Source organism: Pseudomonas sp. P4_C8 (genome assembly GCF_056401975.1).
On the sequence record NZ_JBFUIH010000019.1, the window covers coordinates 105,089 to 118,678 of the forward strand.

Below are 13,590 nucleotides of genomic sequence, written 5' to 3' on the forward strand. Positions count from 1 at the left end.
ATTGCCGCGTCCATGATCGGCTCGTCCCTAAAAAAACAATGATCGGGAGTTGCCTCTTGAATACCCTCCAGAATCCGCCGGACCCGAATGTGCTTGCCCGCGCCGCAGCCAAGGTAAAGCGCCATGTGTTGCCGCTGTTTGTGGTGATGTTCATCGTCAACTACATCGACCGGGTCAACATCGGCTTCGTACGCAGCCACATGGAAACCGACCTGGGCATCGGCGCAGCGGCCTATGGACTGGGTGCCGGGCTGTTCTTCATCGGTTACGCGATATTCGAAGTGCCCTCCAACATGCTGCTGCAACGCTACGGTGCTCGCGCCTGGTTGACGCGCATCATGTTCACCTGGGGCGCAGCGGCCATGGCCATGGCCTTCGTGCGTGGCGAAACCAGCTTCTATGTGCTGCGCTTCATTCTCGGCGCGGCCGAAGCGGGTTTTTTTCCGGGCATCATTTACTACTTCACCCAGTGGCTGCCGTCGACTGAACGAGGCAAAGCCATGGCGATCTTTCTCAGCGGTTCCGCCATTGCTTCGGTCATTTCTGGCCCGGTGTCCGGTGCGCTGCTGAACGTCAGCGGTTTCAGCCTGCATGGCTGGCAGTGGATGTTCCTGATTGAAGGCTTCGCCTCCATCGTCCTGTGCGGTTTTGTCTGGTTCTGGCTGCAATCCCATCCGCGTGAAGCGAAATGGCTGAGCGCCGAAGAAAAGGACGCGCTGGTTGGCGCCATCGCGCTGGAGCAGCAGGCTCGCGAAGCCGCGCAGACGATCAAACCGTCGATGTTCAAATTGCTGGCCGACAAGCAAATTGCCCTGTTCTGTTTTATCTACTTTTCCATTGCCTTGACCATCTATGGCGCCACGTTCTGGCTGCCGAGCATGATCAAAAAAATGGGCAACCTCGGCGACTTCCAGGTCGGCCTGTTCAACTCGATTCCGTGGCTCATTTCCATCGTTGCGATGTATGGCTTCGCCGCCATGGCCAGTAAATGGAAACACCAGCAAGCCTGGGTGTCGTTGACGCTGGTGATTGCGGCCTTCGGCATGTTCATGTCGACCACGGGCGGACCGATCTTCGCCTTCGTCGCCATCTGTTTTGCGGCCATAGGTTTCAAGGCTGCCTCGGCGTTGTTCTGGCCGATTCCGCAAGGCTATCTGGATGCGCGCATCGCCGCCGCAGTGATCGCCCTGATCAACTCCATCGGCAACCTTGGCGGTTTCGTCGCCCCGACGGCGTTCGGATTTCTGGAACAAAAAACCGGCTCTATCGAGGGTGGACTTTACGGCCTGGCCGCCACATCACTGGTAGCGGCCGTGATGATCTTTTTCGCCCGCACGGCACCCCGTGGCGACGCCTTTCGCTCGCTGACCGGCAAACCCGTCGCAGACGCAGCCTGCAAAAAATCCATCAGTCAACAAGCCTTGAGTTCAGGTTCAAAGGGAGCAGCCTCTTGAAAATCAAACGAGTCACCGTCACCCCCATCGCTTTCCGTGATCCGCCACTGCTCAATGCCAGTGGTATCCACGAACCGTTTGCGCTGCGATCGATCATCGAGATCGAGAGCGACAATGGCTACATTGGCCTGGGTGAGAGCTACGGCGACGCTCCGGCGCTGGCGATCCAGCAGCAATTGCAAGCCAAGTTGATCGGCCTCGACCCGTTCAATCTCAATCAGCTGCGCGCCATCGTGCAGGCCACTGTGGCGGCGAACAAACCGGCGAGCATCGCCGGCGCAGAACTGGCACCCGGTTCGCACGCCAGCAAAGCGGTGAGCAATGCGTATTCGGCGTTCGAAGTGGCGTTCCTGGATTTACAGGCACACTCGCTGAACGTGCCGTTGGTGGACTTGCTGGGCGGTGCGATCCGTGACGAGATTCCGTTCAGCGCCTATCTGTTCTTCAAATACGCCCAGCATATCGATTCGCCTTACAAACCAGACAGCTGGGGTGAAGCGCTGAACGAAGAGCAGATCGTCGCCCAGGCGAGGCGCATGATCGAGACCTATGGTTTCAAGAGCATCAAGCTCAAGGCTGGCGCGCTGGAGCCAGAGCATGAGGTTGCGTGCATCAAGGCGCTGAAAAAGGCCTTCCCGGGGTACCCGCTGCGGATCGATCCGAACGCTAACTGGTCCCTGGAAACCTCGATCCGCATGGCCGAACTGCTGGGCGACGACCTGCAATATTACGAAGACCCGACGCCGGGCCTGGAGGGTATGTCCGAACTGCACAAACGTACCGGCCTGCCGCTGGCGACCAATATGGTGGTCACTGATTTCGATGAGTTTCGCCGCAGTGTGGCATTGAACAGCGTGCAGATCGTCCTCGCCGACCACCACTATTGGGGCGGGCTACGCGACACTCAGGCGCTGGCGAAAATGTGCCAAACCTTTGGCGTGGGCGTGTCCATGCATTCCAACTCACACTTGGGTATTAGCCTGATGGCCATGGCGCATGTCGCCGCCTCGGTGCCCAATCTCGATTACGCCTGTGACACGCATTACCCTTGGCAGGAGCCGGACGAAGAGGTGATCAAGGGCGGCAAGCTGCCCATCGTCGATGGTTGCGTGAAAATTACCCGAGCGCCCGGGTTGGGCCTGGAGCTGGATCACGATCAATTGGGCAAGCTGCATGACCAATACCTGACTTGTGGCATTCGCCAGCGCGATGATGTGAAACAGATGCAGCGTTACAAGCCTGATTGGAAAACCATCAAACCGCGTTTTTGAGGGTGTCCGGTGCCCGGCTGTCAGGGCAAGGCACCGGTTATTCAGCACCGATAAAACATACGCGGACACCCTCGCCTAATGCCGATCAGTTAAAGGGCAAGAACCTGTGGGAGCGAGCCTGCTCGCGATGGCGGACTGTCAGGCAACGCAGTGTTGACTGCTCCACCGTCAGGCCCGCTCCAGGGCATCCAGCAAGCCAACAAATTCCAGTGAAAGCTTATGGCGAGGAGCTAAATGGATGAGGGGGACTGAAACTTCGTGAGATTCGCGCATCTTGACGGAGCTGCTCAGGTAAACCGGCAGTACTGGTAATCCTTCTGCCAGCAGCTCATCAACGAGACTTTGGTGCAAGCCAGTGTGCCCAGTGAACTGGTTAACCACCACCCCTTCCACTTTCAGTGATTCATTGTGATCACAACGTAGATCTTCTACCTGCGCGATGACGCGATACAGCGCCTGACGAGAAAAACTGTCGCAATCAAACGGAATCAGCAACCTGTCCGCAGCCACCAGCGCGCTGAAGGTATAAAAATTCAGTGACGGAGGTGTATCGATGTAGATGCGCTCATAATCCTCGGAAAGCTCTACCAGCAACTTGCGCAGCTTATTGATCTTGAACTTGCTCTCCAGTTTTGATTGGAGGTCTGACAGTTCGGGGCTGGCAGCCACCAGGTGGAGGTTGTCGTAACGGGTCTCGATGATGTTCACGCGACTCTTTCTGCCTTCGAAGCCGCCAGACAATGTTTGTTTGAAAAAATCGGCGATGCCCGTCGGAATACTCTCGTTGATCAGGCCAGTGAGATAGTGAGTCGAATTTGCCTGGGGGTCGAGATCTACCAGCAGCGTTCGGTAGCCTTCGGCAGCACTCACAGCGGCAAGGTTGCAGGCAATGCTGGATTTTCCAACACCACCTTTCTGATTGAATACGACACGACGCATGGGGGCTTGCTCATCCGTGAAAAAGGCCAGAGGCCAGCTTAGGTCAAATGTAAGAAGTCGTGTCAATTCTATGACCGTAACATTACAGTTTTACGACAGTGATTAGCCGAAGCCGCGGATTAGAGCGTTTGACTGCCAAGTGCCGTCGAAACAATACAGTCTCCTAACACGCCCCTGAAAAGGTGATCTAACCCCTGCCCGCTCAGTCCTTGCTCGATTTGGGTATCGCAATGCGGCTACTGGTCTTGACCTCGCGTAAAGCCAGGCTGGACTGGATGGAGGCAATACCCACCTGACGCCTGAGCACCTGCTCTATAAAGTCACTGTAGCTATCAAGATCCTCTGCCAACACTTGCAGCACGTAATCGGCATCCCCGGTGATCTTGTGACAGGACAACACTTCAGGCAATTGCGCAATCACCGCCTCGAAAGCGTCGGGAGCGTGATCAGCGTGGGTGGAAAAACGGATGTGCACGAACGCCAGGATATCCAGCCCCAGCATTCGTCGATCAAGGTTCGCCTGATAGCCCTTAATCACGCCCGCCTCCTCCATTCTCTTACGACGCCGCCAGCAAGGCGTAAGGCTTAACGACAGGCGCTCACTGAGCTCGGCGTTGGAGATACTCGCATCCTCCTGCAACAACGCGAGAATCGCCAGGTCGGTGTCGTCGAGACTGATGCGTTTGGATATTTTTTTCTGCATAGCGCCATTCCTGAGTAAAACAACCCGCCATATCTACCAAACCATGAAAACAAAGCAAAGAAATCGCATCCGCAGCAGAACAAAATATTTGCACTGGCTCACTTCAACGGATGCGCACAATGTTTACAGTTTTCAGTGATTCCCACCGTTTGCACCACGGCACCGAATTGAAAGACGGCGTGCTCAAACCGTCCTTCGAACAGCCCAGTCGGGCTGATACCGTCCATCATCGGGTTAAACAGGTAGGGCTAGGCCAGATCATCGAACCACGAGCATTTGACCGGTCGTGCTATGTCAACGCGCACAGCGAGCGCTACGTAACTTTTCTGGAATCCGCCTGGTCTGAATGGAGCGCAACCGGACGCACCCACGATGCCTTGCCGCTGGTATGGCCAGTGCGCGATCTGGCGAACGAGCAAGTCCCGACGTTCATCGACGGCAAGCTGGGTTTCTACGCCATGGACGCCGGCTCCCCCATTACCGCAACCACATGGCAAGCGGTAAAAACCAGCGCCGATATCGCGCTGACCGGACTGGCGCTGATCGATGAAGGCCACGACAGTGCCTTTGCCCTGTGCCGCCCGCCCGGCCATCACGCCGCACGTGAATACATGGGCGGCTACTGCTATCTCAACAACGCCGCCATTGCTGCACAGCAGGCCATTACCCAAGGCGCCAAGCGTGTCGCGGTACTGGACGTCGACTTTCATCATGGCAACGGCACCCAGAACATTTTCTACGGGCGCAGCGACGTCATGTTTGTCTCGCTGCACGGTGAACCGGCAGTGTCCTATCCGTACTACTCAGGCTTCAGCCACGAAGTCGGCGCAGGCCACGGCGAAGGTTACAACCTGAACTATCCGATGCCGAAGAACACCACCTGGGAAAGTTACCGCAACGCCTTGTTCCACGCCTGCAAGAAACTCCAGCAATTTGCCCCTGAAATGCTGGTTATTTCACTGGGCGTCGACACGTTCAAGGACGATCCCATCAGCCACTTCCTGCTGGAAAGCGAAGACTTCATCGGCATCGGCGAGCTGATAGCAGGTGTGGGCTGCCCCACCCTGTTCGTGATGGAAGGCGGCTACATGGTCGATGAAATCGGGATCAATGCGGTAAACGTGCTGCATGGTTACGAGAGCAAACGCGCCTGAGTCATCCCCTGAATCGCAGCGTTTCAACTATTGAACCGGAGAATAAAAACATGACTCTTTTTATCGATGTCGATCATGCCGCACGCCTGTTCGCCAAGGTGGGAATACGCCGGGCAATCCGCGAAATGGCGGCTTACATCGAAGCTGACTACTCACGCTGGGCGCAGTTTGATAAGTCGCCCCGCACCGCCAATCATTCTGCCCACGGTGTAATCGAGTTGATGCCGACCGACGATGGCCAACAGTACTCGTTCAAATACGTGAATGGTCACCCGGACAACGGTCAAAGGGACTTGCTGACGGTCATGGCCTTCGGTGTCCTGGCTGATGTCCACAGTGGCTATCCAACCTTGCTCAGCGAACTGACGCTGACCACAGCCGTGCGCACTGCCGCGACCTCCGCTCTGGTCGCGCAGTCCCTGGCGCGCCCTGGCTCAAGCATCATGGCAATCATCGGCAATGGCGCCCAGAGCGAATTTCAGGCCCTAGCCTTCCACGAAATGCTGTCCATCAAGGAAATCCGCATTTTCGATATCGATCGCGACGCTTCACTAAAGTTGAAGCACAACTTGGCCGCATTTCCGGATATTGAGGTGATTCTGGCCAACTCGGTACAAGACGCGGTCAAGGGCGCGCACATCATCACCACGGTCACGGCAGACAAGGCCTATGCAACGATTTTGACGCCCGAGATGATCGAGCCCGGCATGCATATCAATGCCGTCGGCGGTGACTGCCCGGGGAAAACCGAGCTGCACGTCGACATCCTGCGCAAAGCCCGCGTCATCGTTGAGTTTGAACCTCAAACCCGGATTGAAGGCGATATTCAACAACTGGAGCCCGACTTTCCCGTCATCGAGTTCTTCCGGATTGTTCAAGGCGAAGTCCCGGGGCGCGAGAACGACGCACAGGTCACTGTGTTCGATTCAGTGGGTTTTGCCCTGGAAGACTTTTCGTCACTGCGCTACGTGCACGACCTGGCGCGGGAGCATGCAATCGGTGAGCGCATCCACTTGGTGCCGACGCCTGCCAACATAAAAAATCTCTACCAACTGCTTGATCCGCAGCCAGCAATCGCCCCCTCGCGCCTGCGCACAGTCAGCTGATCGCCATAGGTGAGGCCCCCTGAGCAAGGTGCCAAGGGGCCGCGCACCTTGTCTCGGACGAGAAACCCTGCCACCCGCAAACCACCACCGTCAGTAGCCGTTGCATCTCTAACAAGAACGCTAGACATCCACTTTTCTGCCAAAACTCAAAAACATAAAATCAAGAGGTTTTGTAATGAAATCGACTCCGTCCGGGCTGGTTGAACAGCCCGCGCTGCAGCGCACGCTCAGCAATCGTCACATTCAGTTAATGGCCATGGGAGGTGCCATCGGGACAGGTCTGTTCATGGGCTCCGGGAAGATCATCGCCCTCTCCGGCACGTCGATCATCCTCATCTATATGATCATCGGTCTGTTCGTCTACTTCGTCATGCGCGCCATGGGCGAACTGTTGCTCTCGAACTTGAACTTCAAAACCTTCGCGGATTTTGCCGGTGCCTACCTCGGCCCGCGAGCGGCTTTCTTCCTTGGTTGGTCGTACTGGCTGAGCTGGAGCGTCGCGGTGGTAGGCGATGCAGTAGTGGTCGGCGGATTCTTCCAGTACTGGTTCCCCGATGTACCCGCCTGGATACCGGCCATCGGTATGTTAATGACGCTGTTTGCCTTGAACGTGCTGACGGTCAGGCTTTTCGGTGAAGTGGAGTTCTGGTTCGCGATCATCAAGATCATTGCCGTCGTCACCTTGATTGGCGTCAGCATGGTGCTGATTGCCAGCTCCTTCGTCTCACCCAATGGCGTCACTGCATCCCTGAACCACCTGCTGGATAAACAGGCGGCTTTCCCCAACGGCCTGTTTGGTTTCTTTGCCGGTTTCCAGATGGCAATCTTCTCCTTTGCCGGCACCGAGCTGATCGGCACCGCAGCCGCCGAAACCCGTTCCCCCGAGAAGACCCTGCCTAAAGCCATCAACTCGATTCCGCTGAGAATCATCCTGTTTTATGTGCTGGCACTGGCCTGCATTATTGCAGTGACTTCCTGGCAACAGGTTTCGCCCAACAAGAGCCCTTTCGTCGAGCTGTTTCTGGTGGCAGGGTTTCCCGCAGCAGCAGGTATCGTCAACTTCGTGGTGCTGACGTCTGCCGCTTCATCGGCCAACAGTGGCGTATTTTCATCCAGCCGCATGCTGTTTGGGCTGGCCAGTCATGACAATGCTCCGGGAATTTTTCGGCGTTTGTCGGGCAATAGCGTGCCTCTGCTGAGCCTGGCGTTCACCACACTGTTGATGCTGGTGGGTGTACTGCTGCTGTTCATCGTTCCAGAAGTCATGACAGCGTTCACCATCGTCTCTACCGTGTCGGCGATCCTGGTGATTTTCACTTGGTCGACCATCCTCGCGTCGTACATTGCCTATCGCAGAAGCCGGCCCGACCTGCATGCTCAATCAGCCTACAAGATGCCTGGAGGCGTACCGATGGCCTGGTTCTCTTTGGCGTTCCTGGGCTTTGTTCTCTGTTTGCTGGCATTAAGACCTGACACCCGTATTGCCTTAATGGTGATGCCGGGTTGGTTCATATGGCTGGCAATTGCCTATCAGCTGACCCACAACTGGAGGCCCAAACCCGCAGCTGGATCGACAAGTCAGTACAGCTGATGTTCACCTGGAGCCTTCGGGTGCCGATGCAGTGAAACGCCCTTGAGCGAAGTTGCATTTGTGGGGCACCTGCGGATCGAAAAGCTGCAAGCCAAGGCCGTCAAATATCACTGACGGCCAACTCTTTGGATGAACGACCAACCCATCTGGCGCGAGTAATGCTTAATTCAAGTGCATGAAGTCGGTACTGACTATGTGGATGACACTTTTGAAGTGAACCGCCCTAGTGCCTGCCCCGATAATCGAAAGCTTACTAACGAACTCTCGAGGTCCAGCATGACGAGCGCAACGACAGAACAAGTCAGCCCAAGAACCCTGAGAAGAGTGATTGTGGCCGCCGGCATCGGCAATTTCGTCGAGTGGTTCGACTTCGCCGTCTACGGCTTTTTGGCCACAACCATCGCCCAGCAATTTTTCCCAAGCGGCGATGCCAGTGCCGCGCTGCTGAAAACCTTTGCGGTATTCGCCGTGGCTTTTGCGTTTCGGCCTCTTGGAGGGATTTTCTTCGGCATGCTGGGCGACAGGATCGGCCGCAAGCGAACCCTTGCGATGACGATTCTACTGATGGCCGGTGCAACGACCTTGATCGGTCTGCTGCCCACTTATGCCGCGATCGGGGTCATGGCGCCGATTCTGCTTTCCCTGATCCGTTGCGCCCAAGGCTTTTCCGCCGGGGGAGAATACGCAGGTGCCTGTGCCTATCTGATGGAGCATGCACCGAATGATAAACGCGCCTGGTACGGCAGCTTCATTCCGGTGTCTACTTTTTCCGCCTTCGCCGCGGCAGCCGTGGTGGCCTACGCACTCGAGGCATCATTATCGGCCGAAGCGATGGGTAGCTGGGGCTGGCGCCTGCCATTCCTGATTGCCGCGCCGCTGGGCCTGGTGGGCCTGTACTTGCGCTGGAAGCTCGATGAGACACCGGCATTCCAGGCGGTGACTCAGGAGCATGCAGTAGCCCATTCCCCACTTAGGGAAACCTTGCGCAACCATGGTGCGGCAATCTGTTGCCTGGGCGCTTTTGTGTCGCTCACGGCGCTATCGTTTTATATGTTCACCACCTACTTCGCTACCTACCTGCAAGTCGCGGGCGGCCTGAGCCGCGCAACAGCGTTGCTGGTGTCACTGATTGCATTGCTATTCGCTGCGGCGATCTGCCCACTGGCCGGGCTGTATTCGGACCGGGTCGGGCGTCGAAAAACGGTGATGACGGCTTGCGCTCTATTAATTGTGGCCGTGTATCCATCATTCCTGATGGCCAGCTCCGGCTCGTTCGCAGCATCCATCGCCGGCGTTATGCTCTTGGCGATTGGAGCGGTGTTGTGCGGTGTGGTAACGGCGGCCTTGCTCTCGGAAACCTTCCCTACCCGTACTCGATACACCGCATCGGCGATTACCTACAACATGGCCTATACCATTTTCGGCGGCACTGCACCGCTGGTGGCTACGTGGCTAATCAGCACCACCGGCAGCAACTTGTCGCCGGCGTTCTACCTAATCGCTGTGGCTTTGCTTGCGCTGGCGGGTGGACTGGCATTGCCGGAGACTTCAAGGATTTCCCTTCATGACATTCCGACGGAGGGGAAAGGCGCAGGAGTGAGCGCTGCGGCCTGAAACACGAAACGAGCCGAGACGGTGGGTCGCCCATTCTTGCCGACGATCCACCGCACGGAGCACCGGGTATTGCTGCAGGCCCATGTCTGAGTAGCAGTGCTTTGGTGGAGACGCTTAAAAGCTACTGCGCCCTTCCCCCCCTCTTTTCATCACCTTCCGACCAGAAACTCATTTCAGGGTCTTGCGCATCCGGTATTATGGTATACCATCATACGCACAGACACTTTCAACCTGAAACGGAGCAGCTCATGAGTTTCGAAATCCGCAAGATCGTCAGCTATGTCGAAGAAACCTTTATCGAAGGCGGCAAGGCCACCGATACGCCAGTGACCATGGTCGGCCTGGCTGTGGTGATGAAAAACCCTTGGCTGGGTCGCGGCTTCGTCGAAGACCTCAAGCCGGAAATCCGCGCCAACTGCTCGGACCTCGGAGCACTTATGGTTGAGCGCCTGGTAGGCATCATCGGCGGTGCCGAGAAAATCGAGGCTTATGGCAAGGCAGCCGTCGTCGGTGCCGATGGTGAAATCGAACACGCTTCCGCCGTCATCCACACCCTGCGTTTCGGTAACCATTACCGCGAAGCGGTTAAAGCCAAGAGTTATCTGAGCTTCACCAACAAGCGCGGTGGCCCGGGCACCTCGATCCAGATTCCGATGATGCACAAGGATGACGAAGGCCTGCGTTCGCACTACATCACCCTGGAAATGCAGATCGAAGACGCGCCACGTGCCGACGAAATTGTCGTGGTCCTGGGTTGCGCGGACGGCGGCCGTCTGCACCCACGCATCGGCAACCGCTACATCGACCTGGAAGAACTGGCGGCCGAAAAAGCCCAGTAATAAAGGTCGGTCACTACAACAAAAAGGTATGCAGGAGCGCTCCATGATTCGGCTCACCGCTGAACGCACCCCGGCTGGAACCAGTTACCTGGCGACCGGCCAAGGCCAGCCCGTGGTCTTGATCCACGGCGTGGGCCTGAATAAAGAAATGTGGGGCGGCCAGATCGTTGGCTTGGCCACGAAGTACCGTGTCATTGCCTACGACATGCTGGGCCATGGCGCCAGTCCTCGTCCGGAAAATGGAACCCCCCTGCTTGGCTATGCCGACCAGTTGCTGGAGTTGCTCGATCACCTGCAATTGCCCAAGGCCGCGGTGATCGGCTTTTCCATGGGCGGGCTGGTGGCGCGGGCTTTTGCCCTGCATTACCCGCAGCGCTTGCAAAGTCTGGTGGTGCTCAACAGCGTGTTCAATCGCAGCCCTGAACAACGTGCCGGTGTTATCGCCCGCACCAGCCAGGCCGCCGAACACGGGCCGGACGCCAACGCTGAGGCGGCGCTGTCACGCTGGTTCAGTCGTGAATACCAGGCAGCCAATCCTGCGCAGATCGCTGCGATCCGCCAGACACTGGCGGGCAATGATCCTCAGGGTTACTTGACCACCTATGAATTGTTTGCAACCCAAGACATGTACCGTGCCGAGGACTTGGCCAGCATCCAGGTGCCGACATTGATTGCAACCGGCGAGCTGGATCCGGGATCGACTCCCGAAATGGCTGAGCAATTGGCCCAGCGCATTCCCGGCGCGACCGTTGCCGTGCTCGCCGAACAGCGGCATATGATGCCCGTAGAATCGCCGCGCCTGGTCAACCAGCTGTTGCTGGAGTTTCTCGACACCGCGCACTCCCGACCAAACCATATAAAGGGGATCGTTGCATGACACTCGCACGCTTCCAGATGTGCATCGGCGGTGAATGGGTCGATGCCCTGTCCGGCAAGACCTTTGAAAGCCTGAACCCGGCCTTGGCACAAGCCTGGGCTGAATTGCCGGATGCCGACGAAGCTGACGTCGAGCGCGCCGTACAGGCTGCGCAGACTGCCTTCGAGAGTGCGGCCTGGCGAGGTCTCACCGCCACCGCTCGCGGCAAACTGCTTCGCCGCCTGGGCGATCTGATCGCCGAAAACAAGGAACAACTGGCGCAGCTGGAAAGCCGCGACAACGGCAAGCTGATTCGCGAGACTCGCGGCCAGGTCGGCTATCTGCCGGAATTCTTTCACTACACCGCAGGCCTGGCTGACAAACTGGAAGGCGGAACGCTGCCGCTGGACAAGCCTGACCTGTTTGCCTACACCGTGCACGAGGCCATGGGCGTGGTCGCCGCGATCATTCCGTGGAACAGCCCGCTGTACCTGACGGCGATCAAACTGGCTCCGGCCCTCGCGGCAGGCAACACCATCGTGATCAAGCCGTCCGAGCACGCCTCGGCAACCATTCTCGAACTGGCGCGCCTGGCGCTGGAAGCCGGGATTCCGCCCGGTGTGGTCAACGTCGTCACCGGTTACGGCCCAAGCACCGGCGCCGCCCTCACCCGCCATCCGCTGGTTCGCAAAATCGCTTTCACCGGCGGTGCGGCTACAGCGCGGCATGTTGTACGCAGCAGCGCCGAAAATTTCGCCAAGCTGTCGCTGGAACTGGGCGGCAAATCGCCGAACATTATTTTCGCCGACGCTGACCTCGACAGCGCGATCAACGGCGCGATCGCCGGGATCTATGCCGCTTCCGGGCAAAGTTGTGTATCCGGTTCGCGTCTGTTGGTGCAAGACGAAATCTACGATGAATTCGTCGGCCGCTTGGTGGAACGCGCCCAGCGCATCCGCATCGGCAACCCGCAGGAAGACAGCAGCGAAATGGGCCCTATGGCCACCGCGCAGCAACTGGCAGTGGTTGAAGGTCTGGTGGCTGATGCCATTGCCGAAGGCGCGAAACTGCGCCTGGGCGGCAAGCGTCCGGCCAATCTCGGTGACGGTTGGTTCTATGAGCCGACGCTGTTCGAGTGCGATAGCAACTCGATGAAGATCATGCAAGAAGAAGTGTTCGGCCCGGTGGCTTCAGTCATTCGTTTCAAGGACGAAGCCGAAGCCCTGGCGATCGCCAACGACTCGCAGTTCGGCCTCGCCGCCGGCATCTGGACCCGCGACCTGGGCCGTGCCCATCGCCTGGCCCGGGACGTGCGCTCGGGGATCATTTGGGTCAACACCTACCGCGCAGTGTCGGCCATGGCGCCAATCGGCGGTTTCAAAAACAGCGGCTATGGACGCGAAAGCGGCATCGATTCGGTGCTGGCCTACACCGAGCTGAAAACGGTGTGGATCAACCTCTCCCAGGCACCGATGCCTGATCCGTTCGTGATGCGTTAGGAGTCTTGAGAAATGATCGAACCCGGCATTTACAAAGACGTCATGAGCTCGTTTCCGTCAGGCGTCACGATAGTGACCACCCTGGACCCGGACGGCGGCATCGTCGGCATTACCGCCAGCGCTTTCAGTGCACTGTCGATTGACCCGGCACTGGTGCTGTTCTGCCCCAATTACGCATCCGACACCTACCCGGTGTTACGCGATAGCAAGCAGTTCGCGATTCATCTGCTGTCCGCCGACCAGACCGCCGAAGCCTATGCCTTTGCCGGAAAAGGCAAGGACAAGGCCAGCGGCATCGACTGGCACCTGAGCGAGTTGGGCAACCCGCTACTGCGCAAAGCCACCGCGATCATCGAGTGCGAACTGTGGCGCGAATACGATGGTGGTGATCACGCCATCATAGTCGGCGCCGTGAAGAACCTGATTCTTCCCGAGCAACCCGTGACACCGATGATCTATCACAAGGGCAAGCTGGGTCCCCTGCCCGCCCTGGCTTGATGGCTTCACACAAAACCCTGTAGGAGCCCGGCTTGCCGGCAAAGGCGTACCTGAGGACGCCTTCGC

General features: G+C 57.7%; 12 protein-coding genes. 10 read left to right on the forward strand and 2 right to left on the reverse strand.

Annotated elements, in window-relative coordinates; translation table 11 throughout:
* The first annotated feature begins 56 nt into the window (after positions 1 to 56).
* Positions 57 to 1,454, forward strand: a complete 1,398-nt coding sequence (locus tag AC1DWM_RS14110; protein WP_223521563.1) for an MFS transporter — start codon at positions 57 to 59, stop codon at positions 1,452 to 1,454.
* Entirely contained in the window at positions 1,451 to 2,725 is a 1,275-nt protein-coding gene (locus AC1DWM_RS14115) for a glucarate dehydratase family protein (protein WP_223521558.1), read from the forward strand. Before AC1DWM_RS14110 ends, AC1DWM_RS14115 begins: the two co-directional genes overlap by 4 nt.
* A 168-nt stretch (positions 2,726 to 2,893) precedes the next feature.
* Here AC1DWM_RS14115 and AC1DWM_RS14120 read toward each other — a convergent pair whose 3' ends face one another.
* Together AC1DWM_RS14120 and AC1DWM_RS14125 are read right to left on the reverse strand one after the other, a co-directional pair.
* Positions 2,894 to 3,664, reverse strand: a complete 771-nt coding sequence (locus AC1DWM_RS14120) for a ParA family protein (RefSeq protein WP_477795455.1) — start codon at positions 3,662 to 3,664, stop codon at positions 2,894 to 2,896.
* 202 nt (positions 3,665 to 3,866) lie between these two features.
* On the reverse strand, positions 3,867 to 4,367 hold the full coding sequence (locus tag AC1DWM_RS14125; RefSeq protein ID WP_223521549.1) for an Lrp/AsnC family transcriptional regulator: 501 nt from the start codon (positions 4,365 to 4,367) through the stop codon (positions 3,867 to 3,869).
* 119 nt (positions 4,368 to 4,486) lie between these two features.
* On the opposite strand from AC1DWM_RS14125, the gene AC1DWM_RS14130 reads away from it, so the two are divergent.
* The 8 genes from AC1DWM_RS14130 to AC1DWM_RS14165 all read left to right on the forward strand — a co-directional run bounded on the left by AC1DWM_RS14130 (position 4,487) and on the right by AC1DWM_RS14165 (position 13,524).
* Positions 4,487 to 5,521: a histone deacetylase family protein gene (locus AC1DWM_RS14130; RefSeq protein WP_477795456.1), complete on the forward strand. Its 1,035-nt coding sequence runs from the start codon at positions 4,487 to 4,489 to the stop codon at positions 5,519 to 5,521.
* Positions 5,522 to 5,571: 50 nt separating this feature from the next.
* Positions 5,572 to 6,627: an ornithine cyclodeaminase gene (locus AC1DWM_RS14135; RefSeq protein WP_477795457.1), complete on the forward strand. Its 1,056-nt coding sequence runs from the start codon at positions 5,572 to 5,574 to the stop codon at positions 6,625 to 6,627.
* 175 nt (positions 6,628 to 6,802) lie between these two features.
* A complete protein-coding gene (locus AC1DWM_RS14140; protein ID WP_223521545.1) occupies positions 6,803 to 8,218 on the forward strand; it encodes an amino acid permease in 1,416 nt (471 codons plus the stop codon).
* A gap of 276 nt (positions 8,219 to 8,494) precedes the next feature.
* Positions 8,495 to 9,832, forward strand: a complete 1,338-nt coding sequence (locus tag AC1DWM_RS14145; RefSeq protein ID WP_223521778.1) for an MFS transporter — start codon at positions 8,495 to 8,497, stop codon at positions 9,830 to 9,832.
* A gap of 248 nt (positions 9,833 to 10,080) precedes the next feature.
* A complete protein-coding gene (locus tag AC1DWM_RS14150) occupies positions 10,081 to 10,671 on the forward strand; it encodes an amino acid synthesis family protein (protein ID WP_201112043.1) in 591 nt (196 codons plus the stop codon).
* A gap of 43 nt (positions 10,672 to 10,714) precedes the next feature.
* Entirely contained in the window at positions 10,715 to 11,548 is an 834-nt protein-coding gene (locus AC1DWM_RS14155; RefSeq protein WP_223521544.1) for an alpha/beta fold hydrolase, read from the forward strand.
* A complete protein-coding gene (locus AC1DWM_RS14160; RefSeq protein WP_223521542.1) occupies positions 11,545 to 13,026 on the forward strand; it encodes an aldehyde dehydrogenase in 1,482 nt (493 codons plus the stop codon). The genes AC1DWM_RS14155 and AC1DWM_RS14160 overlap by 4 nt, the downstream gene beginning before the upstream one ends.
* 12 nt (positions 13,027 to 13,038) lie before the next feature.
* Positions 13,039 to 13,524, forward strand: a complete 486-nt coding sequence (locus AC1DWM_RS14165) for a flavin reductase family protein (protein ID WP_223521540.1) — start codon at positions 13,039 to 13,041, stop codon at positions 13,522 to 13,524.
* Positions 13,525 to 13,590 lie beyond the last annotated feature (66 nt).